The following is a 23367-nucleotide window of genomic DNA, read 5'->3' as shown; positions in this document are numbered from 1 at the left end:
CCAAGCTTAGTTTCTTCATTTTGGAGGCAAATATGTTGATTTGTTCGTGAAGTAACTTGGCAGAAATGAATAAAGAGTAACCCGTAAAATCTGGATTACTCTTTTAAATGGTTGTCATTATCTTTAGTATTCTTAGTTTAATTAGTTTTAAAAATCAACTCATTTACAGTAGAACTGTTATCTTCCCTTTGCCTATTTTTTGTGAAAAATTCTTCTTCTAATCCAGTTAAAATAGTTAGAAATCCTTGGTTTATCCTTAGTTCATCCATAATTTCAGTAACAGTATAAAACTCCTTATCAAAAAGTAATTGTAGTATACTTTTTACTTTGGACGGGCGTTCAATTGGGATTCTATTATCTAATGGTTCAACTTGTTTATATCCTTTTTTATTAACCAACATATAAAAGTAACGGTATTGCTGATAATCAATAATTCCTAACTTAAAAGCCCTTGCTGCCATTGCTTGTAACGATACTAGCCACTTTTCCTTTAATTCAATATATGCATCTGGATTCGATTTTTTCCCTATATTTTCACAGTCTAAAGAAAATTGATATTCTGGTAACAAAAACTCAGATGCAAACTGATTTGCCTCATCTTCTAGGGCTCGATAATCTTTTTTATCTTGAATAGAAAACTCTACTTTATAATGTAAAAGTAAGTGCCCCAGTTCATGTGCTAAATCAAAATTTCTTCTCACTGCAGATTTTTTTACAGTTCCTAACACAATATAAGCCCTATTGTCTTCACTCCATAAGCTATAAGCATCAATTGAATCACCAATTTCTTTTTCAAAAACAAAAGCACCTGCTCTTTCCAATAAAAATAAAAAGTTATTATTGGAATTGCTATCCATGCCTATTTTTTTACGAGAATAATCGGCCACATGCTTTATTAGACTATCTTTATTCATATCAGGATTTTGCTTTAAATAATTTATCGTATAATTTCTTAATTCTAGGAGGATATTCATTGGGTAACTAATTCTAGTTTCCACTTTCTTCAAAAAAGAATCAATAAATCTAATATGCATTGACTCACTTTGAGTTTTTTGTAGTGAATTAATAGTACTTGAACGATAAGCAATATTTTCAATAAGTATATTATCCTTGTTATATGAACTCAATATGTCATCGTGGTAGAAATAACTTGATTTAACATTAAAGATAACTTTTAAACGATTAACCACTTCTAGCTTTGGTGATACATAACCATTTTCATATTGCCAAATAGCCTGTTCAGTAACTCCAATTCTATCTGCCAACTGTTTTCTGCTTAACCCATGAAGTATTCTAATGTTGGTCAAGCTATTGCCTTTGAACACAGGCTATACCTCCTTATATAACTAACCTTCTTTTTTAGTAATCTCCTCATTTATACCAATATCAAATTTGTACGCATCCATATTATTGTTAATATCATCACTATTTATTAGTACTTCTCTTAATTCATCATCAATTTGAACCATGTTTGAGGCATTAATGTATTTTGTTAAGTCATCAATTAGATAAGCTTTATTATCTTTTGGGTTCGGCATAAATAAAGATATATTGGATATTAATTGGCTCTCATCGATTGCATAAACAACAATATAAAAGCGATCAAATTCACTTTTTATCTTTCCAATATCATAATGATCTTGTTCATTTAAGAATCCTTCCTCTAATAATTCTAATTGAATAGATCTATTCGCCCTTTCAGTTGGAATACTTTTGAAATCAATATTGGAATTTATTCGCATCAAATCTTCCATATAAGACATCTTATTCTTACTTGCTTTCCCTAATGCATCTTTTCCTCTACTAACCTGTTCTTTATTAAAATATCTAGCGTTTTTTACAATAAACAGTATTTTATTTTCATGATGTTGAAATTGAAGATATTGCCAGGTCAGGCCTGCTTTAGCTAATTTACTCTCTACACCGAATAATTTACATGCCTTTGAAACTTGATCATCAATATGATTTCCTTTAACCCATGCATATGCACCGCTAACCTTCATACTTCTTGACTTTTCTCTTCTTACTTCAAGGTATTCACGATATCCATCCATTAAACCATCAACAATTCTTTGATTGAGTTCTGTCGTTAATTTAAAGTCTGTCATCCAATTACCCCCTTAATATAAACAACATCATTGTACTTAATACAATTCTATTAAAGAAAATATGATTTGTACATATTTTTATTAAAGTTTCTAGATATACTTGCATCCATTAATAGGAAGGGCTAATGCTATATCTATTTTTATTTGCTTTTAAACACTTTTTAAAACAACATTCACTTTACTGCATATACTCTGAAATAGTAAAATTTCCCAATCGAAGAAGTTGATACTATCCCTGCTTTGCAGATGTATTCGTTTATCTATGAAACCGAGGAAAGTGTTTTTAACTTTATAAATTAGAAAAAAGAGCAACCGATTAAAAAATATCGATTGCTCTTATAATTATTCTTCATCCCCACCGCGATAGCGCTTATACGGTAATGGATTCCACGTACGGTAAGCTATCTCTTCTTTTCGTAATGCGACAGGAATATCCTCTAAAATTTGTTTCGCTACTTCTAGCTCACGTTCTGCTTCAGCTTTATCTTGGTACATAAACTCATCCGATGCCTTTTCCAGGGCATTATCTACCTTCTGCTCCAGGTTTTCCACGACCATTTGTTGCTGACTACGGATGGATTCACGTGCTTCGGCAACCCATTGTGGCTGAACATTACGTAGATTATCAGTAACATAGCTGAATTCCTCAAATATACCTTTATATACAAGATCGGCATTATTCCGAACATCAGTAATTACCGCTTCTAAATCCTCAATGGAAAGCTGTTCCACTTCAAGTGGGCTTCTACGCTTCGGTCCGCCAATACCAGTATTTTCTAAGTAATAAGGGAAAATACTCTTAATGGTTTTTCCAACTGGATTAATTGCAAGACCATTCTCATCCACACCCTTAGGCTGAACCCCTTGCATTGCAATACGGGCGGATTCTGGGCGTACAATCTCTTTAGGTGGTAGCACACCATAGCGTAATAATTCTCGGATTCCTGTGCCTGAAATATTAATTCGATATTTCGCATCATGTGGACAGGTTTGTTCTGTTGCAGGGTTATCACAACGGGTACAATAGAAGACCTCATGGAATAAACGAATATCAATTCCTAATTCATCTGGCGTAAATTCATCAAAAATAGAGTGACTGGCATATTTGTCGTAATAATCCCCAATACCAGCATGATCTCGGCCAATTAACGCATGGGTACATCCATAGTTTTTCATAATTAATGCATGAAGAACAGCCTCACGAGGACCTGCAAAGATATAGGTAACCCGTAAAGGTGCAAGCATCGTTCTATCCTTTGGATAATACTCCTCAAGCACGGCCCGATAGGAAAGCATACGGAACTCGTGTCGTGTATATTCACGTTTAGCCATTTCAACCAATGGCTGAACAAAAAGACCGTCCAACTCTTCTAAAGCGTTCCGATGAATATACTCATGGCCTCTGTGTAATGGATTAGCTCCAGTGATAAATCCTCCAACTGACTTGAATTTCTTCTCCTCATAAAACATCCTCCAGGTATCTTTCGGTTCCATTCGGATGCTTTCAAATGGTCCCCAATGTACACGCCGAACTAATGTAATTGGCCCAGCTAGAGCTGTATCTCCCATTCTCCGGTATATCGCATCAACACCAGGATGGTCACGGTCAGTCGTTCCGAAGACATGCTGTGCACGAAATTCACGATCATAATAGAAAATATCCTCTAGCTTTAAGATTGCTACCGGTTCCCTTGTTTCGTCAGCTAAGGCAACCTCATCGCCTACCGACAAACCTTGGATAATCTGCTTATTGCGATCACCAATCGGTGCAAAGCTTAATGGTACAGGCCATACGACACCATTTGATAGACGTCCTTCTGTCAAAACTGATTTATAGTCCTTCTCATTCATAAAGCCTTCATTCGGAGATAAGACACCTGTTGCAATCATTTCAAGTGTAATAACTGCCTCTAGATCAACCATAATCATTGGCAGCTGCTTTGCTCGCTCCATAGCTTCTTCACGTTCCTTACCAGTTAGAACACGATTTACCAGTTTCCCACCATGTGGCTGCTGTGGATAGCTTGCAAATTTTTCTTCTGTTAACATCATTGTATCTTGACTCAATTCTACTTCTCCTCCTCATATTCTCTTTCTATAAATCTATTTGTAAGAACAAGCTTACATTCATCAATTCCTTGAAATGGAAAAGCAGCTGTACCAATAAATAGTAACAGCCCTTTCCCAAATCGAAATACCTATCCATATGAAACGAAACGTATCACATATCCGATTTATTCGTTATACCCTGTATTTGCTCTTACCTTTACCTTTGCATAGCGTTCGAAATCATGTTCCTTAGAGAATATCGTCCCTAAGTATCCACCTAAAAATCCTAATGGCACACTGACAAGTGCTGGGTTATCAAGTGGGAAAATTGGATTTCCAACAAATAGCGCAGCTCCTTCTACAGGTGAAAATACACTAGGACTCATGGAAACGAGAATTAATGCTGATCCAAGACCTGATATAACCGCCCAAACTGCCCCGCTTGTATTAAAACGCTTCCAATACACGGTGTACAGGATAACAGGTAAGTTCGCGCTTGCTGCGATACAGAATGCCAGTGATACGAGGAAGGCAACATTTAAGTATTGTGCCCCTAGTGATAGGATGATGGAAAATACCGACACACCTAGCGCTGCATAACGTGCTGCTAGCATTTGTTGCTTTTCGGTTGCTTTTCCTTTTTTAATTATTTCCCCATAAACATCATGAGCAAATGCAGAAGCTCCTGATAATACAAGCCCTGCTACAACCGCAAGAATCGTGGCAAATGCTACTGCTGAAATAAAGGCGAACAGAATGTTTCCTCCAATAGCTTCGGCTAGTAACGGAGCCGCCATATTACCACCAGGGTTTGCAGCTAAAATTTCACTCTGTCCCACGTAAATCGCTGCCCCAAAACCAAGGAATAGGGTTAAGATATAAAATATCCCAATCGTCCAAGTAGCTGTGATAACAGAGCTTCTTGCAGTTTTAGCATCTTTAACAGTAAAGAAACGCATTAAGATATGAGGTAACCCTGCTGTTCCAAGTACAAGTGCTAGCATTAAGGATATTGTTCCAAGTGGATCCTTATACTTAATTCCCGGATTTAAATAATCTGCTCCATGACTTGTTGCTGTTTTTACTTCTGTAAACATAGCTGAGATATTAAAGTTAAATTTCATGAGGACAATAAATGAAATGATTACCATTCCCGCCATTAAAAGTACTGCTTTCGTAATCTGAACCCAGCTTGTTGCTATCATACCACCAAATAATACGTAAATTGTCATCATGACTCCAACGATTAAAACAGCAACCCAATAAGGGATATCAAATAATAGTTGAATCAGTGCTCCTGCACCTACGAGCTGGGCAATCATGTAAAATAATACGATTGTAATCGTGCTTAGTGCAGCAACACCTCTTACTTTTTTCGCATCAAAGCGAGAATTAATCATATCTGCAAGTGTGTATTTCCCTAAATTACGTAGTGGCTCTGCTACTAATAAAAGCACAACTAAGTAAGCAATAAGGAAACCAATACTATAGAAAAACCCATCAAATCCTTGTAAGGCAATTGCCCCAGCAATTCCAAGAAAGGATGCAGCAGATAAATAATCACCTGCTATCGCAAGTCCATTCTGCCAGCCTGTCAGCCCACCACCAGCTGTGTAGAAATCACCTGTTGACTTCGTACGTTTTGCTGCATAGTACGTAATGACTAGGGTAAGTGCAACAATCGCTAAGAAAAGGATAACGACAATTGGATCCATTAGGCCTTACCTCCCTTGTGAATTTGCTCTTCAATAATTTGTTCAGCCTCTTTATCAAAGGAAGCTGCCTTTTTTACATAAATTGTGCAAATCACCCATGTCATAATAAACTGAGCAATTGCAAATACCCAAGCCCATGAAATATCACCAAAGAAAGGGGTATTTAAAAATTTACCGTAGGATGTTGAAATTGGCAGTAAGAAATAAAAAACGAGGAAGAATATTGTCAGTGGTACAATAAACTTCTTTTTCCTATTCATAAACTGTTTAAACTGTGGACTGCTTTCAATCTTCACATAGTCCACACCCTTTTTCCCCCGGTCATCCACTAATTTAGGTTGTGCCATACATTCATCCTCCCAATTACCAAAATTGTAAGCGCTTACTGATAATTATAATAATTTTGGACATTCATAATATAATGTCAGTATAAATGGTTGAATAATGTGGTTGAATGGTTTTATTTTGGTTGTAAATGGTTGTGAAAATGATTCTATAGCTATCGAGGGACATCTTTTAGTCGTGTTCACCTCCTAAATGTCTGCAATATCGTCTTACTTGCAGACCTACTCACTGGTATTTTTGTATTTTCCTTATCCTTCAACGTTATATTACTAGTACCATTAAACCATGGGGTAATTTCTAAAATGTGGTTCAAATTGACTAAATAGCTTCGGTGAGCACGAAAAAACATATCTCCAGACAATTTATCCTCCAGCTCTTGTAATGTCATTCTGCTCATAATAACCTTATCTTCTGTATGAATTTCCAATAATCGATTACTTGGTACAGCATAATAAATAGATTCCGGTGACAGGACCACCATTCGTTCCCCATCGTCAACTAATAGTTTGGAGGTGGTAGGCTTTAGTATTACTTCCTTGCCTTGTCTACCATTCGCTCTACTAGTCAAAATTTTTCTTATCCGTTTCATTGTCTTTCGAAAACGGATTTCATCATATGGCTTCAATAAATAATCTACCGCTTCAATTTCAAAGGCATCCAAGGCATACTCATCATATGCAGTCGTAAAGACAAATAATGGTGAATGACCAGCTGACAAATCGGAGATATATTTTGCCGCTTCTACCCCAGTTACGCCTGGCATCTCTACATCGAGAAAAATAACATCTGGTTGATGCTCGGTATATAATTCAATTAACTGTTCCCCTGCTTCTGCATGTGGTAAAAGAATAATATCCTTCTCTTCCTTTAATAAATATAACAGCTCTTTTCTTGCCATTATTTCATCTTCCGCAATCATTATCCGAATTTTCACCCTACCACCTCGCTTCTATTATAATTTGAAATGGGAATGGAAAAGCTCACCTCACTACCACCATTTGGTAGATTACAGATGTGAAGTCTTGCAGATTCACCTATTAATCTAATTAATCGCTGATTAACATTATAAAGACCAATCCCCCCATTTTGGTTATCTACTAATGGTTTATGACTTACTAGGGGTAAAATATGCGTAGGAAAGCCACAGCCATTATCCCGCACATATACTGTAATAATACCATCTACTCTCTCTATCTTGATTTCCACTTTAGCTTCATCCGATACATCCTTTAGTCCATGCTGAACCGAATTTTCAATTAGAGGCTGAATCGTAGCAGGTGGAATATAGGTATGTGAAACATCATCTGGCTTTTTAAAATTTATATGTAATCGTCCTTGAAATCTTGCTTGAATGATCGAGGTATAGGCTTGGACATGCTCACATTCCTTCTCCAGCTCCACCAATGATTTTGATACTAGTCTTAAGTTAAACCGCATATAACTCGCTAGCTGCAAAGTAATATGACGCGCATTTTGTGGATCCTCCCGAAACAATGCCGCGATAAGCTGTAAGGTATTAAACAAAAAGTGTGGGTTAATTTGTGCTTGTAAATTTCTTAATTCCGCATCACGAATATGTGCTTTCATTATTTCCGTTGTCATTACATTGAGCTGATTTGAAATGAAATGCCCAAGTCCTTCAGCCATCATTAATTCAACTGGCGAAATATGCTGTGGCTTTCGAAAATAAAAAGTGATAACACTTGTCACCTCGTCCGATTCCATAATCGGAATTATTATGGCTGCTTCTAAGGGACATTTTTCATGATGACACTGTATATCTGCCTTTACGTATGTTACCTGCATCTCTTTTGATTCAATTGCTTTTTTCATAATGGGGGCAGTAATGGGATCTCCTGCTTGGTGATGCTTATCACCTAAACCTTTGTGTGCTAAAACCTCATTTCTATTTGTAATCGATACTGCTGCAAGCTTTAGACGATCATATAATAAAGTAGCTAGCCCGTTCGCTACTTCTTTACTAGAATCCTTTTTCAAAAAAGGGAGGGCTTCTTCCGCTATCGTTAATGCTTGTCTTGTTGCTAATGCTGCCTCATTTTCTTGTTCCCGCATTACAATCCCAATCATCGCTGTAAAAATAGCTATAGCAATACTGTTTGAGAGCACTAGTGGTAGTCCAATTTTGTCTACTATATGCACCATTTCTCCACCATCAGTATACAAAATAAGGAGTAGCTGCATTTGTAGGACCGGTGGAAATACCCCAATAAATAATGCCTTTAATGGAGATATAACCCGCTCATTAGAAAAAAAGCGCGCCGTTAATCCAGCAAGTAACCCTGTCAAAGGATTAACTAAGCCATTCGCAAGCCCACCAATGCCACCAAGAAACATGAGATGCACACCAGCAATGAGTCCAGCAACTAGACCAACAATTGGTCCACCTAATAAACCTGCAATAACAATCGCAACTAGACTTGAGCTTACAATTAGTTGATTACTATCTACAGGAAAAATAACAAATCCATGAATGATCTCGGCTTCTTCTGTAATGATAATCCCAGTAACAGTACTAGCAATTCCAAAAACCCCAAACACGAAGGCATGAACAAGAGACATTCTAATACTGTATTCACGATATAATAAGGACTTGAACCCCGGAGTTCGCGTCATCACAAATGCAATAACGAGAAGTAAACCTAACCGTTCAAATAAAATGATTGTTAAATCCTTCACGGTTCTCCTCTCCTTGATGCAATACCTGTTTGTGATTGAATAAAGAATCGTTTAAATTCCTCATTGGATTGCCGTTGTTTTTTTGAAAAAATAGTGCCAAGATATGCACCTAAAAATCCGATTGGAATGGCAATAATCCCAGGATTTTGAATCGGAATTATTGCTTCCCTTGCAATCCAGCCACCATCTGGATTCATAATATGCGGGCCAAGTATCACAAGTAGAAGGGAGGCGACTAGACCGCTCACCATTCCTGTGATGGCACCCATTTGTGTGAAGCGCTTCCAATATATCGTGAGAACTAGAATCGGAAAATTACTTGCAGCTGCAACAATAAATGTCATTGATACGAGAAATGTTACATTGATGGTTTCTAAACGTAGCGCAAATAGGGTAGAAATTAATCCAATTCCTAAAGCTGTCCATCTCGCTGCTCGTAATTGTTCTTTTTCTGTTGACTTACCTCTCTTCAAAATATGGTGAAAAATATCATGGGAAAAAGCCGTTGTTGCTGATATTACAAGACCAGCAACCACTGCTACAATGGTCGTAAAAGCAATAGCTGAAACAAATGCTAGTAGAAAGTCACCACCAACCTCTTTTGCAAGTAAAGGGGCGGCAAGATTACCTGTCGGGTCATTAGCAATTAAGGTTTGGTAACCAAGTAATGCGACTGTTCCAAGACCAAGTACAAGTGTCATTAAATAAAATAATCCGATAATCCAGGTGGAACTAATAAGGGAACGCCGAACCTCTAACGTATTCCGAACGGTAAACAACCGCATTAAAATATGTGGTAAACCTGCTGTACCAAGTACAAGGGCTAGCTGTAGTGAAAAAAACTCGATTGGATTACCAAAAAGATGCCCTGGTAGAAAAAAAGCATCTCCTAATGGCGTTAATTCCTTTACTCGCTCAACTAGAAAAGGTACATTCCAATTAAAATTAGAAAAAACGATTAATGAAAGTAAAAATGTACCAGACATTAGCACAACCGTCTTTACAATTTGAACCCAAGAAGTGGCAACCATACCACCAAATACAACATAAATAGTCATTAATCCTCCAATAATAATCACAGAAATGGAGTAATCAATATTTAATAATAAACGAAGTAAAAAGCCAGAAGCGACAAGCTGTGGAATCATATAAAGAATGGAAATAGCAAAAGCGCCAAATGCCATTATCCAGCGCATTTTATTACTTGGAAACCGTGAACAAATAACATCTCCAAGGGAATATTTACCAAGGCGATGGACAGGCTCAGCAACTAAATATAGGACAACTAAATAAGATACTAAAAATCCAATCGAATATAAAAAACCATCATAACCATTAATCGCTATCATGCCGACGATACCTAGGAATGATGCTGCACTTATAAAATCACCAGCTATCGCCATCCCGTTCTGAAAGCCTGTCAAACTACCAGAAGCTACATAAAATCGATTAGTTGTATTACTGCGCTTTGCTGCCCAATAGGTAATAATTAATGTACAAACGATGATACATATGAAGAACAAAAAATATGTGAGGTTCACGGTAATTCCTCCTGGATAGTTTCTTCCATTCGTCTATCAAACTGTTTTGCTTTGACATGATAAAGCCAGACCATGAACCAAACAAATGGCAGTTGTAAAAATGCATACAGCCAGGCCCAAGTAACTCCAGTAACAAAGCTTTTTTTATTCATGAAGTCAGGATAAAAAATTAGCGATAAAGGGAGCATAAAATAAAATAAAAAGATTATCGCTAGATTCGGAATCAACAATCTTTTTTTTCGTCGAATTAACTCCAGTACACGCTCATCCACCCTTATTCCCCCAATTACTAATTCGCAAGAGTCTGTAAATTTATTTAATTCGAATAATAGCTGAATAACTAATGCTTGTAAAGGCATTTGTTTGCATTTAGCTCGAATGTAATCTCTGTCACCCCCTATTTATATAACTTTTTTTATCCGTGCCTTCACTTTGTCCACTTTTTTTGCTATACTTATATGGTTACTCTTGCTAACTATTATCCTTGTTAACTATTAAGGGAGGTATTCCAATTAAATCATCACAAAAGTTTTTTCATCAGCTCATCCTTTTGTATCGTCCATTTGAGAACCGCTTAAATATTGAATTAAATAAGCATGAATTACACCGAGCACAGTGGACTATTTTATATTATTTATTTCACAATGGCTCTTCAACAAACGTTGAAATCGCTCATTATCAAGGAGTAGAAAAACCAACAATAACAAGAACAATTATTAGCTTGGAAGAAAAAGATTATGTCAAGCAAGTAAAAGGTAAGGATAGACGAGAAAAACGAATACAGCTTACACCAAAAGGTATGGCCGTGTATGAATCTGTTCGAATCACCATTGACGAATTTGAGGAAGAAATATTAACAGGAATATCGGAACAGGAACAACAGGAGACTATCCGTATATTGGAAGCAATACGGAAAAACATCATGAATTAAGGAGATATGCACGTGGAACAAGCAAAAGCAAAACTGTGGACGAAAGACTTTATCATCATATCGTCTGCGAACTTTTTCTTATACTTAGTATTTTATTTATTACTAGTAACAATGTCAGTTTACGCTGTAGAAGAATTTCATGTATCTGAAAGTCAAGCAGGTTTAGTGACAGGTATATTCATTATTGGAACGTTAATTGGACGATTATTTATTGGTAAAATGATTACAACTATCGGAAGTAAGCCGATGCTTTATACTGGTTTAATCTTTTTTATTGTAACTTCCTTTCTCTATTTTATAAAACTAGGGATTGTCTTCTTACTAATTAATCGCTTTTTACAAGGAATCGCCCTTGGCATGGCAAGTACTGCAACAGGAACCATTGTTGCACAAACTATTCCCAACGATCGGAAAGGAGAAGGGATTAGTTACTATAGTATGAGTGTTACACTAGCAACAGCTATCGGACCGTTCATTGGGATTTTTATGAGCCATCATACAAGTTATCAAATTATCTTCGGTTTTTGTCTTGCGTTAGGTATTATAAGTTTTATTATCTCAACCCTTTCAACAATCCCAGATAGTAAATTACCGAAAGAAAAAGTGCCCTCTAGTGCATTTAAAATTTCTAATTTTATCGAGCCTACTGCACTACCGATTGCCCTTGTGGTATTCATTCTATCGTTAGGGTATTCGAGTGTTCTATCTTTCATTAATTTCTATGCCATCGAAATTAACCTAGTGGAAATTGCCAGTCTATTTTTTGTCGTCTATGCTGTCGCAATACTTGTTTCTAGACCGTTTTCTGGCCGCTTAATGGATGCTAAAGGTGCTAATTCCATAATGTATCCAGCATTTATATTAAATGCTGCAGGACTACTCCTTTTAAGCACAGTAGAAAATAGTATACCATTACTATTAGCAGGTGTTCTAATCGGTCTAGGCTATGGGAATATGCAATCCACTACACAAGCTATTGCTGTTAAGGCAGCACCACCTCAATCTGTGGGGTTAGCTACATCAACCTATTATATTTTCCTTGATGCTGGATTAGGATTTGGTCCTTATTTATTAGGTCTTATTATCCCGTACATGGGTTATCGTAAGTTATATATGGTAATGGGCTTTCTGGTCTTATTTACAACCATTATCTATTATCTAATGCACGGAAAAAAAGAGCGTAACAAAGTAAAAAATATAAACCATACGGTTAAAGGATAAACAAATTCGTTTATCCCCTCCCACCTTTTTATATGGTTTAAATAATAAGCAAAAGAAAAAGCTATCACATCTTTAATTTGTGATAGCTTTTTCATGAAAAATACTACCTTATCTTTCCATTACAGCGAAATAGTTTTCTTCATCATCCGCAAAATTGAAAACTCTACCATTGGGTAGTTCAACTATTTCCCCAACCTTTACATTTTTACTAGATAAATTTCGGTATAATTGATTGAAATCCTTCGTAAAAAACATCAGAGATGGTGTTCCCAAATTTAATTCTGGTTCCATTTTATCCACCTGTTCCTTATTATGGAGCACAATACTTGTTTCTGTATTATTCGAAGGGGCAATCTCAATCCAGCGGAAGCCTTGCCCATCATCCTCCTCTGCAATGACATGAAAACCAACCTTCTCCGTCCAAAACGTTACTGCAGCATCCTGGTTGTTCACATACAGCATTATTTGACCAACTTGATTAATCATCTGGCATCCTCCTCTCTTTTTGTAGATCTTCTATTAAGACTAATATAGAAATACGCTCATCACCTGTAAAGCTAAAAAGTACTACATGAGAAAAAATAAACTATCCTCTTTTTAATCCGTACTCTTTTAGCATTCGAATTAACTCCTGTAAAGCTTTGGTTTGATATGGGGATGCGGTAATGATTGAAAAGTTTCTTGTGTATGGCAAGCCTTCTACCTCGATTATTTTCATATTGTTATGAAGAAGTTCTTTTTGAACCGCAATCTCTGATAGCAAACTAACCCCAAGTCCGGCAATTACTGCTTCTTTTATCGATTGGGTGCTACTAAATACCATTAAATTGGTAGGTCGAATCCCTAATCGCTGGAATATTTTTTCCCCTGCTTCCCTAGTCCCAGAACCTTCTTCTCGTAATATCCATGTCTGCCTCTCTAATTCACCTAAATCTATGGTTCCTTTGTTCTGTGTCAACGAATTATTAAAAGAAGCAACAATTACCATTCTATCCTCCAAGAAATCTTCTTTCTCTAGTTGACTATCCTCCTTTATATTCCCTTCTATGATTCCAATATCTATCTGATGACCTTTTACTAGTTCCGCAATTTTCTCCGTGTTTTCAATCGTTACAGAGGGGTGAACTTCTGGATAGGACTTTTTCATATTGGCAATTACATGTGGAAGAACATATTCGCCAAATGTATAACTGGAACCAATTGACAGTACTCCACTTACTTTATTCGTCAAATCCATCAAAAGGTTCTCCATTCTTGCGTATAATCCAACGATTTCCTTTGCGTGATGATACACAATCTCACCCGCTTTATTTAATCGGACATATTTATTCGTTCTATCTAAAAGCTTCATACCTAAATTGCCCTCAAAAGTACGTATATACTGACTTACAGCTGGCTGTGTCATATGTAATTCCTCAGCTGCCCGCGAAAAGCTTTGTTTTTCCACCACAGAAATAAAAACTCGAAGCTGTTGATCCAACTTACTAACACCTCAACTATCGTTCATAATTGTTTGCTTATGATTATTATAACTTATATTTATTTCTCTTATAGAATTAATTTTATTACACTTATTATTGAGGTGATATTATGGCTCTAGCAACTAGTAAAAAATTATATCCCCTAATGACTTGGTCACTCGGGGTTTGCTTTACTTTTTTGATTGCTCTACTTGGATATTTATTAGCGTTAGTACCAGGATTTAATCAGGTTGGACAGCTCGCATGTGCAATTATTATTGCTGTTCTTTACCGACAAATCTTTCGTTATCCTGAAATTTTACGATCAGGAATTGCTTTTTCATCCAAGCGTTTATTACGTGCTGCTATAATTTTATACGGTCTTAAACTTAATATAAATACTGTTCTAAGTGATGGAATCGGGCTTCTAATAAGAGATGCTTTGGTTATCATTTTTGCAATCCTTTTAACAATTTGGATAGCAAAGCTTTTAAAGGCAGACTATATGATTTCCTTATTATTAGGAGTTGGAACAGGTGTCTGTGGTGCAGCAGCCATTGCAGCCATTGCACCAATTGTAAAATCAAAGGATGAGGATACTGCTATTAGTGTAGGAATTATTGCGTTAGTAGGAACTGCTTTTGCTATTATGTATACTATTTTGCGTCCATTTCTCCCATTAGATGCTATTCAGTATGGAGTCTGGTCCGGTAGCAGTTTACATGAGGTTGCCCATGTTGCATTGGCTGCTGCACCTGGTGGCGAAAACGCGCTAGCAATTGGACTTCTTGCCAAGCTAGGACGTGTATTTCTCTTAGTTCCACTATGCTTCATCTTTATCTTCTTGATGAAGAGAAAAAATAAACATTCTGATACACAGGATGCCAAAATAGAATTTCCATGGTTTCTATTCGGTTTTATTCTATTAAGTATTCTTGGAAGCTATGTTTTTGGTCATTCCATCCCAGTTTCTCAAGATAGCATGAATATAATTTCTTCCATAACAACCTGGTTACTTACGGCAGCCATGGTAGGGCTAGGGCTCAATGTGAGTTTGAAAGATTTGCGTTCAAAGGCTTTAAAGCCACTAATTGCAATGCTCATTACATCTGTTGCACTGTCAATCTTGATGTACTTTACTATTTAGCGATCAATCCTCTCGGGCCCTTTACTCGAGAGGATTGATCGCTTTACAATCATTTTACACACAAGACATCAAGACTTAATTATTTTTCAATATAATTATTACTAGTTTGAACTTTATGTACTATAGCTTAAAAATTTGAGAAAGAGGTCATAATAGAAAACAATTTGTAAAATAATTAACGAAAATGTCATTTACTTCTTGACGGTTGTACATATTAATCTATACAATTTAATAGTTAGTGTCATACTAAAACATCTTAGGAGGATTAAAAAGCGTGAAAAAGATATTATTGTCTTTAATGGTCATTATGTTTATTGCTGTACTTTCTGCTTGCGGAAGTTCGGATGATTCTTCAAAGGATAAGAATTCAGACGACAACGGAAACAAAGTCATCGATAAATTATCCGTTGGTTTTGTTCCCTCAAGAGAGCCTGAAGAAATTATTACTGCAACAGAGCCTTTAAAAGAACTTCTAAAAGAAGAGCTTAAAAATCAAGGCTATGATGTAAAGAATGTAGATATTACAGTAGGTACAAACTATGAGGCAGTAGGAGAAGGACTTTCTGCTGGAACAATCGATATTGGCCTTATCCCTGGTGGTACTTATGTATTATATGATGATGGTGCAGAAGTTGTCTTAACAGCAACTCGTGCAGGATTAAGCATTGATTCTGATAATGCAAAGGACTGGAATGATAATAAACCAACTGAAGCTTCAGATGAGCAGGTTACTTACTACCGTGCTTTAGCAATTGCTGGTCCTTCTAAAAAAGGACAAGAGCTAGCTGAGAAAGTAAACAATGGTGAAGAGCTAACTTGGGACGATTTAAATAGCGCTAATTGGGCTGTAATGTCATCTTCATCACCAGCTGGCTATATTTACCCAGCAATTTGGTTAAGTGATAATTATGATAAAACGATTACTGACCTTGATAAAGTAGTTCAATCCGATTCATATGGAAGTGCATTTGCTCGCTTAGCTGCAGGTCAAATTGATGTTGTAGTAACATATGCAGATGCTAGACGTGATAATGAAGACGCATGGAAAAATGACTTCAATCGTGAAAAGTCTATCTGGGATGAAACAAATGTTATTGGGGTAACACCTGGAATTTACAACGATACTATCAGTGTTAGTAAAAACTCCAAGATCATGGATGATGATCTAAAAGCAGCAATTCAAAAAGCATTTATGAATATTGCTCAAACAGATAAAGGAAAAGAAGTTATCTCCATCTATAATCACGAAGGCTATCAAGAAGCAAAATCTTCTGATTATGATAATGAAAGAAAAGCACAAGAAATTGTTAGAAATCTAAAATAATCTGTTAAATAATGAAGCCAATGAGGTTGTTTCATAGCAAGGTCTTCCCGTTTAGAGGGATACCTCTATGAGACATCCTCATTTTTGAGAAGATTGGAGAACCATATATGATTGAATTTATCAATGTTGAAAAAACATATGGAAATAATGTAAAAGCACTACAGGATATTAATTTAAAAATAGACCAAGGAGAGTTTGTTGCTATTATTGGTCTTTCTGGAGCAGGTAAGTCAACATTAATCCGCTGTATCAATCGTATGCATGATATAACTGGTGGAAGCTTAATCGTTGATGATATTGATGTTAGCTCCTTAAGAGGAAAAGAAGTTCGTAAGTTTCGTAAGCGAATTGGAATGATATTCCAATCATTTAATCTTGTTACGAGAACATCTGTGTTAAAAAATGTACTAGTCTCCTTTGTTCCTGAGCTACCATTTTGGAGAAAATTAACTGGTGTATTCTCCAAAGAGCATAAAACGAAAGCACTTACTGCTTTAGATCAAGTCGGTATTCTTGATAAAGCATATGTCCGCGTTGATCAATTATCAGGCGGCCAACAGCAGCGTGTTGCACTAGCACGTACATTAGCCCAAAATCCTGATATTATTCTCGCAGATGAACCGATTGCTTCCCTTGATCCTGTAACTGCAAAACAAGTAATGAATGATTTTAAACGAATCAATGAAGAAATGAACATTACTGTTATTATTAATATCCACCATGTCGAGATTGCACTTGAATATGCTAATCGAATTATTGGTGTTCGTGATGGAAAAGTCGTATTTGATGGAAAATCAGCAGAAGTAACAGAAGAAGTATTAGATTACATCTATAAAGGCCAAATAGAAAAGGAAACTATGTCACAGGATAAAGGGGAATAGAAAATATGTATGATAAAATTTTTCCTCCAAAAAAGATAGCCCTTCCGAATGGTAAGGTCGTATTGGAAAAAAGATCCCGTGTCCCCGTTATTTTAGTCCTACTTCTGATAGCGGCTTATTTTTCAATCAAATTCACTGGATTTAGTTTATCCGTTTTAGCTGAACGGTGGAATGAATTTTTCGTTATTATTATAGACATGATTCCACCAAAATGGGACTATACGCCTCATATATGGAAACCACTACTTGATACAATTAAAATGTCGTTACTTGGTTCAGTTCTAGGTTCCATTGTTGCAATTCCTATTGCATATCTCGCATCCACTAATGTTGTGAAAAGCAAAATAGTTGTTGCGATTACAAAAGTTTTCTTGAGTATTTTAAGAACGATGCCTACACTAGTAACCGCATTAATTGCTACTTTTGTTTTTGGTCTAGGAACATTAGCAGGTACCGTTGCAATTTTTATTTTTACAGTGGCATATGTTGGTAAGCTATTATATGAGCAAATTGAAAATGTAAATATGGGTGCATTTGAGGCAATGGAGTCACTCGGTATGAATCGAATACAAGCCTTCCGCTATGCAATTTTCCCACAGGTTTTGCCAAATTATTTATCCACATCATTGTTCTGCTTCGAAGGAAATGTTCGATATGCTGCTATTTTAGGATATGTTGGCGCAGGTGGAATTGGATTATTATTAAATGAAGGGTTAGGCTGGCGTGATTATGCAAGCGTTGGAATGATTCTATTAACACTAGTTATTACAGTATTTATTATTGAAAGAGTCAGTGAACACTTCAGAAAAAGGTTAATCTAGAAGGGGAACAATATTATGGATACAATTGAAAAACAGCTAAGTGCATCACCAAATAATAGACGGTATCTACTTGTTGTTACAACAATATTATTGGTATTGTTTATTTGGTCTTTTACAGCAATTAATTTGCAAAATGTTGAGGAAAGCGGATGGAAGATTGCTACTAGCATCCTTTCAGGTATTGTACATCCTGATTTAGATTTATTGCTAACCTTTACAACACAGGGAGTTCCATATTTACTTGTCGAAACAATAGCAATCGCTTTTTTAGGTACTATTATTGGTTCAATACTAGCCATCCCGCTAGCGTTTTTGTCAGCATCTAATGTGGTGCCATCTCCAGTCGCTTGGGTAACACGACTATTGCTTATTATGATTCGAACGGTTCCTGCCCTTGTATATGGACTAATGTTCATTCGGGTAACTGGCCCTGGTCCTTTTGCCGGTGTCCTAACAATTGCATTAGTTTCCATTGGGATGTTAGCAAAGTTATTTGTCGATGCTATTGAGGATCTTGACACGAGCATTTTGGAATCGATGACCTCTATCGGATGTACAACATTTGAAAAAATAAGATTTGGTATCGTACCACAGCTATTCTCTATGTTCTTATCAACCATTATATATCGATTTGATATGAACCTTAGGGAGGCTTCTGTACTTGGTTTAGTAGGTGCAGGAGGAATTGGTGCCCCACTAATTTTCGCGATGAATTCTTATCGTTGGAATGAAGTTGGATCAATTTTAATTGGCTTAGTAATTCTCATTCTTATTGTTGAATTATTATCCAACAATTTACGTGGAAAACTAGTTCGTGGTTAATAATATTTAATTAACTTCATCGATCTTGGCGCTAAAGCTTAAGAGGCATCCCTACTATAGGGATGCCTCTTAAGTGTTTTATCCAAGTATATTTTTACTTAAATAAAATAAAATCCTATTCCCATTATTGTATAAGCAGCGAGTAAGATGAGACCTTCAAACCAGTTAGTGTCACCGTCAATCGTTAGCATGATGATTAATAGTACACTTGTCACCATACTTATTAGCTCTGGCCAAGTAAAAACCAGTGGCATCGTGGTACTAAATAATAACGAGAGTAATACTAGTATTGGTAACACGAACATCGCTACTTGAAGTGTTGAACCGATAGCAATTTCAATAGCGACATCCATTTTATTTTTGAATGCCATTATGATTGCAGAAGCATGTTCTGCAGCATTTCCTACAATAGCAACAATAATGATACCAATAAATAATTCAGACCACCCAAAGGCTTGTCCAATATCATCGAAAGTACCAACTAGATGCTCTGAAATAAATGCTACCGCAATCGTAGCAACTGCTAAAACAATAATTGCCTTGAATCTCCCCCATTCAGGTTCTTCCTCTGCCTGTGCATCCTGCTCCCTTTTATCATTACTTTGATATACCCCACGATGCGTTACAAATTTAAACAAGAGCGCAGCAAAATATAACACGATTAATATGATGGATATCCCGATACTTAGCCCCATCGTTTTTTGCTCATTCATAGCACTTGAAAATACTTCTGGAACCACAAAAGCAATAATCACCGCAAAAATTAATAATCCTGCATTATGCCGAGCCTCATGAATACTGAATGATTGCCGTTTATATTTTAGACCACCCACAAAAAAAGAAAGACCGGCAACTAAAAGTAAGTTACCTATAACCGAACCAGTTAACGACGCTAGAACAATCCCAACTAGCCCTGCTTTCAATGAGAAGATTGAAATAATTAATTCAACTGCATTTCCAAACGTTGCATTAAGTAACCCGCCAATTCTTGGGCCCATTACAATTGCAAGACTCTCTGTTGCTCTTCCAATTAGTCCAGCTAAAGCAATAATCGATAAACAGTAAATAATAAACATAAGTATGGATGGCCATTCTAGGAACGCACCGATCAGGGATACAGGAACACCCACAATAACTGAAATAGTAAAGATCTTATCCATCAACATTATCTCCACCTTCTTGTGCCTGAATAACAATATATTACCCAATTCACTCGAATTTATATCGATAGTTAACCAACCATTACTAATTGTGCTACTTCCAAAAAATATAGTTTAGTGTTAAACTAGTATTGTAATTAGTTTAACACTAAACTATTTTCAAGGAGATGACAGCTTCTGAATTATTTCCAGGATAAAGTAGTTAATTATTACTGTTAAAATTGGTAGTGGCCTTGTCAATGTGTAGAATATGTTATTGGTACGCTTGTTATAAGAAGAATGTCAATAACCATTAAAGGAGTAATAAGTTGAAACAGACGAATATCTTTAAATTAATTCATGCTATTGAACAAATGAATAATGAAAATATTATTCAATTTACAAAGGAATTCCACTATCCTTTAGGAATATCTCCTATCCTCGTATTAGCAGAACTGCAGACGAAAGGCCCACAAAAGCAAGTGGAGTTGGCAGATACAATTGGCTACACAAAAGGTGCTATGACACATATTGCAACGAAATTAGTTCATCTAGAGTTGATAGAGAAGACCTATGATGAATCCGACAAACGTGCTGTCCAATTAGAAATTACTACGAAAGGATCTAAGGCATTAAAAGAAGCACAGGCTATTGGCAAAAAAGTATTTATTGAGCTTTTTGAAGTTCTTTCTGAAGAGGAAATCGAGCAATATTTGAACATTCAAGAAAAGCTAATGAAAGGAATTCAAGCAAGAAAAAACAAAAACAAATTTTAACTAACAAGGAGAACCTTAAATGACAAGATTAAATGGAAAAATCGCAATTATTACTGGCGCAGCTCGTGGAATGGGTGCCTCTCATGCACGACTATTTATTAATGAAGGTGCAAAAGTTATGATAGCAGATATATTAGAGGAAGATGGACAGGTATTAGCAAGAGAGCTTGGTGAAAATGCTAAATTTGTAAAACTAGATGTAACAAAAGCAGCAAATTGGGAGGAAGTTGTTTCCCAAACCGAAAAGGAATTTGGGCCAGTAAATATATTGGTAAATAATGCAGGAATTAGTATGAATAAATCCATTGAGGAGATAACAGAAGAAGAATATAGGAGGATCGTTGATATCAACCAGATCTCTGTTTTCTTAGGGATGAAAGCTGTCCTACCATCTATGAAAAAAGCAAATGGAGGTTCCATTGTGAATATTTCTTCTATAAATGGACTAGTCGGTGGAGCTATTGGCTACACAGATACGAAGTTTGCTGTTAGAGGTATGACAAAGGCCGCTGCACTAAACTTAGCTCATAATGGTATTCGTGTTAACTCCGTTCACCCTGGAGTGATTGAAACACCTATGATATCCCAAGCAGATTCTAAGGATATTATTAAAGAATTTGCCAAACATATTCCAGCAGGGAGAGTGGCTAAACCAGAGGAAGTTTCAAACCTGGTCTTATATCTTGCATCTGATGAATCAAGCTATAGCACTGGTTCAGAATTTGTTATTGATGGTGGTTTAACAGCTCAATAACAAGATAGGTTTTGTCTAATAAATTAACCCCGAACCACCTTACCGTGATTCGGGGTTAATCCTATGCTGATAGAATTTTTCTGCTTCATTCTTTTTCCGGGAGGAGAATTTTATATCTCGATGTACTTTGATCCAGATCAACATGGATATGTTTTGTTTGGGTATAGGCTAGCAGGCCCTGAATACCTAATTCTCTCCCTATCCCACTCTGTTTATAGCCTCCAAATGGTGCAGTGTCTGCTAATAGATGATATGCATTTATCCATACCGTACCAGTTCTCATTCGTTTTGCAACACTTACGGCCCTCTTATTATTTTTCGACCAGACACCACCAGCTAATCCATAAATCGTATCGTTGGCAATTTGAACTGCTTCATCATCTGTTTTGAATTTGATTACCGATAATACAGGACCAAATATTTCTTCCTGTGCTATTCGCATATCATTTTTAACATCAGCAAAAATAGTTGGCATAATCCAGAATCCTTTTTCGAATATACTACCGGCCGGCCTTTCACCACCTAGGACGAGTCTTGCCCCCTCCTCTTTACCAATGCGAATATATTCTTCAATTTGATCACGTTGTTTTCTAGAGATAACTGGTCCCATCCCTGACTGCGGCTGGAATGGATCACCTACTTTTATCATTTTCGCGCGTTCAACTAGTTTATTGATTACTTCATCATAGATACTCTCCTGTACAAGCAGCCTTGTCCCAGATTCACATACCTGTCCACTATGGTAGAACGTACCAAATAGTGCTCCATCTATTGCTACTTCTAAATTAGCATCATCTAAAATAATATTTGCTGATTTTCCTCCTAATTCCAATGTCACAATTTTCACATTGGTGGAAGCAAGTTCCATCACTCGTTTACCAACAACCGTTGAACCAGTAAATGCAATCTTATCGATTTGTGGATGTTCGGCTAAGGTTTCACCAATTACTGCACCTGACCCTGGAATAATGTTTAATACACCCTTTGGCAATCCAACTTCGTCTACAATTTTAGCTAACTCAAGCATTGTTAAAGGTGTTTCACTAGCTGGCTTTACAATTATGGTATTCCCAGTTGCTAGTGCTGGAGCAATCTTCCAAATGGCGAGACTAAACGGGAAGTTCCAGGGAACAATTCCAGCACAAACGCCAATAGGTTCTCGTTCTATAAAATTATAGCTAAAACTAATTGCTTCCTCATTCGGAGTAATTGCCTCATAATGATAATCCGTTTGACATAGTTTTGCAAAATGACGAATCGTACGGACGGAAGAATGAATCTCTCCTTTTGCTTTTATAATAGTAGAGCCTGACTCCTGTACATGTAGCTTTGTCAAGGCATCTATTCGTTCCTCTAGCTTATCGGCAATTTGATATAAATAGGAAGCTCTCTGAGAAGCCTTAAGTCCACTCCAAGACCCATTGTCAAAAGCTATTCGTGCATGTTGTATTGCTTCTTCCGCTTCTTCTTTCGTTGCTTTTACACAGCTACCTACTACCTCTTCCGTTGCTGGATTCAGCACAGTAATTTTTTCTCCTGAGGATGTATCACGAAATTCACCATTCACATACATTAAATAATAATTGTCCACCTAATCCCTTCTTTCCATTCCATTTGGTTTTAGAATCTACCCCAA

22 protein-coding genes are annotated in these 23367 nt (G+C 36.5%); 9 read left to right on the top strand and 13 right to left on the bottom strand.

Annotated features, from left to right (window positions below):
* Nucleotides 1-137 precede the first annotated feature (137 nt).
* The 9 genes from KI338_RS00635 to KI338_RS00595 form a co-directional block, all read right to left on the bottom strand.
* Entirely contained in the window at nt 138-1325 is a 1188-nt protein-coding gene (locus KI338_RS00635; RefSeq protein WP_212919050.1) for a spr1629 family repressor/antitoxin, read from the bottom strand.
* A gap of 21 nt (nt 1326-1346) precedes the next feature.
* On the bottom strand, nt 1347-2108 hold the full coding sequence (locus tag KI338_RS00630) for a spr1630 family ClpXP-sensitive toxin (protein ID WP_212919049.1): 762 nt from the start codon (nt 2106-2108) through the stop codon (nt 1347-1349).
* A 342-nt stretch (nt 2109-2450) separates the two neighbouring features.
* Complete coding sequence (locus KI338_RS00625) at nt 2451-4175, bottom strand: sulfate adenylyltransferase (protein WP_212919048.1); 1725 nt, start codon at nt 4173-4175, stop codon at nt 2451-2453.
* 167 nt (nt 4176-4342) lie between these two features.
* A complete protein-coding gene (locus tag KI338_RS00620) occupies nt 4343-5872 on the bottom strand; it encodes a solute symporter family protein (RefSeq protein WP_212919047.1) in 1530 nt (509 codons plus the stop codon).
* Nucleotides 5872-6219 carry a DUF485 domain-containing protein gene (locus KI338_RS00615; protein WP_212919046.1) on the bottom strand — a complete coding sequence of 116 codons (348 nt, stop codon included), beginning with the start codon at nt 6217-6219 and terminating at the stop codon, nt 5872-5874. Before KI338_RS00615 ends, KI338_RS00620 begins: the two co-directional genes overlap by 1 nt.
* A 179-nt stretch (nt 6220-6398) precedes the next feature.
* Complete coding sequence (locus KI338_RS00610) at nt 6399-7151, bottom strand: LytR/AlgR family response regulator transcription factor (RefSeq protein ID WP_212919045.1); 753 nt, start codon at nt 7149-7151, stop codon at nt 6399-6401.
* On the bottom strand, nt 7148-8914 hold the full coding sequence (locus KI338_RS00605; protein WP_212919044.1) for a LytS/YhcK type 5TM receptor domain-containing protein: 1767 nt from the start codon (nt 8912-8914) through the stop codon (nt 7148-7150). The genes KI338_RS00610 and KI338_RS00605 overlap by 4 nt, the downstream gene beginning before the upstream one ends.
* Entirely contained in the window at nt 8911-10455 is a 1545-nt protein-coding gene (locus tag KI338_RS00600; RefSeq protein WP_212919043.1) for a solute symporter family protein, read from the bottom strand. Before KI338_RS00600 ends, KI338_RS00605 begins: the two co-directional genes overlap by 4 nt.
* Nucleotides 10452-10727: a DUF485 domain-containing protein gene (locus KI338_RS00595; RefSeq protein WP_212919042.1), complete on the bottom strand. Its 276-nt coding sequence runs from the start codon at nt 10725-10727 to the stop codon at nt 10452-10454. The genes KI338_RS00600 and KI338_RS00595 overlap by 4 nt, the downstream gene beginning before the upstream one ends.
* Nucleotides 10728-10939: 212 nt before the next feature.
* Here KI338_RS00595 and KI338_RS00590 point away from each other — a divergent pair, with 212 nt between their 5' ends.
* Nucleotides 10940-11386, top strand: coding sequence for a MarR family winged helix-turn-helix transcriptional regulator (locus KI338_RS00590; RefSeq protein WP_244853253.1), 447 nt, complete (start codon nt 10940-10942; stop codon nt 11384-11386).
* A gap of 12 nt (nt 11387-11398) precedes the next feature.
* Nucleotides 11399-12607 carry an MFS transporter gene (locus KI338_RS00585; RefSeq protein WP_212919041.1) on the top strand — a complete coding sequence of 403 codons (1209 nt, stop codon included), beginning with the start codon at nt 11399-11401 and terminating at the stop codon, nt 12605-12607.
* 108 nt (nt 12608-12715) lie between these two features.
* Here KI338_RS00585 and KI338_RS00580 read toward each other — a convergent pair whose 3' ends face one another.
* Nucleotides 12716-13093, bottom strand: coding sequence for a VOC family protein (locus KI338_RS00580; protein ID WP_212919040.1), 378 nt, complete (start codon nt 13091-13093; stop codon nt 12716-12718).
* A gap of 100 nt (nt 13094-13193) precedes the next feature.
* A complete protein-coding gene (locus tag KI338_RS00575) occupies nt 13194-14087 on the bottom strand; it encodes a LysR family transcriptional regulator (RefSeq protein WP_212919039.1) in 894 nt (297 codons plus the stop codon).
* 110 nt (nt 14088-14197) lie between these two features.
* On the opposite strand from KI338_RS00575, the gene KI338_RS00570 reads away from it, so the two are divergent.
* From KI338_RS00570 to phnE (KI338_RS00550), 5 genes are all read left to right on the top strand, one after another.
* Nucleotides 14198-15214: a YeiH family protein gene (locus KI338_RS00570; RefSeq protein ID WP_212919038.1), complete on the top strand. Its 1017-nt coding sequence runs from the start codon at nt 14198-14200 to the stop codon at nt 15212-15214.
* 298 nt (nt 15215-15512) lie between these two features.
* Complete coding sequence (locus KI338_RS00565; RefSeq protein ID WP_212919998.1) at nt 15513-16538, top strand: phosphate/phosphite/phosphonate ABC transporter substrate-binding protein; 1026 nt, start codon at nt 15513-15515, stop codon at nt 16536-16538.
* Nucleotides 16539-16645: 107 nt separating this feature from the next.
* Entirely contained in the window at nt 16646-17419 is a 774-nt protein-coding gene (phnC, locus tag KI338_RS00560) for a phosphonate ABC transporter ATP-binding protein (protein WP_212919037.1), read from the top strand.
* Between the two features lie 5 nt (nt 17420-17424).
* Nucleotides 17425-18240, top strand: a complete 816-nt coding sequence (gene phnE, locus KI338_RS00555) for a phosphonate ABC transporter, permease protein PhnE (protein WP_212919036.1) — start codon at nt 17425-17427, stop codon at nt 18238-18240.
* Nucleotides 18241-18255: 15 nt separating this feature from the next.
* Nucleotides 18256-19062 (top strand): phosphonate ABC transporter, permease protein PhnE, encoded by an 807-nt coding sequence (gene phnE, locus KI338_RS00550; RefSeq protein WP_212919035.1) that lies wholly within the window; start codon nt 18256-18258, stop codon nt 19060-19062.
* 98 nt (nt 19063-19160) lie between these two features.
* Here phnE (KI338_RS00550) and cax read toward each other — a convergent pair whose 3' ends face one another.
* Nucleotides 19161-20222, bottom strand: coding sequence for a calcium/proton exchanger (gene cax, locus KI338_RS00545; RefSeq protein WP_212919034.1), 1062 nt, complete (start codon nt 20220-20222; stop codon nt 19161-19163).
* 308 nt (nt 20223-20530) lie between these two features.
* Here cax and KI338_RS00540 point away from each other — a divergent pair, with 308 nt between their 5' ends.
* Nucleotides 20531-20977, top strand: a complete 447-nt coding sequence (locus KI338_RS00540; RefSeq protein ID WP_212919033.1) for a MarR family winged helix-turn-helix transcriptional regulator — start codon at nt 20531-20533, stop codon at nt 20975-20977.
* Between the two features lie 19 nt (nt 20978-20996).
* The gene (locus tag KI338_RS00535) at nt 20997-21731 is read left to right on the top strand and encodes a glucose 1-dehydrogenase (RefSeq protein WP_212919032.1); all 735 of its coding nucleotides are present in this window, start codon (nt 20997-20999) and stop codon (nt 21729-21731) included.
* A gap of 85 nt (nt 21732-21816) precedes the next feature.
* Here KI338_RS00535 and KI338_RS00530 read toward each other — a convergent pair whose 3' ends face one another.
* Nucleotides 21817-23322 carry an aldehyde dehydrogenase family protein gene (locus KI338_RS00530; protein WP_244853249.1) on the bottom strand — a complete coding sequence of 502 codons (1506 nt, stop codon included), beginning with the start codon at nt 23320-23322 and terminating at the stop codon, nt 21817-21819.
* Between the last annotated feature and the right edge of the window lie 45 nt (nt 23323-23367).

It is taken from the genome of Ornithinibacillus bavariensis, from assembly GCF_018333235.1.
Lineage (GTDB): Bacteria > Bacillota > Bacilli > Bacillales > Amphibacillaceae > Ornithinibacillus > Ornithinibacillus bavariensis.
The sequence above is the reverse complement of the archived record's forward strand: the minus strand, read 5'-3'. Positions and strand labels throughout refer to the sequence as shown.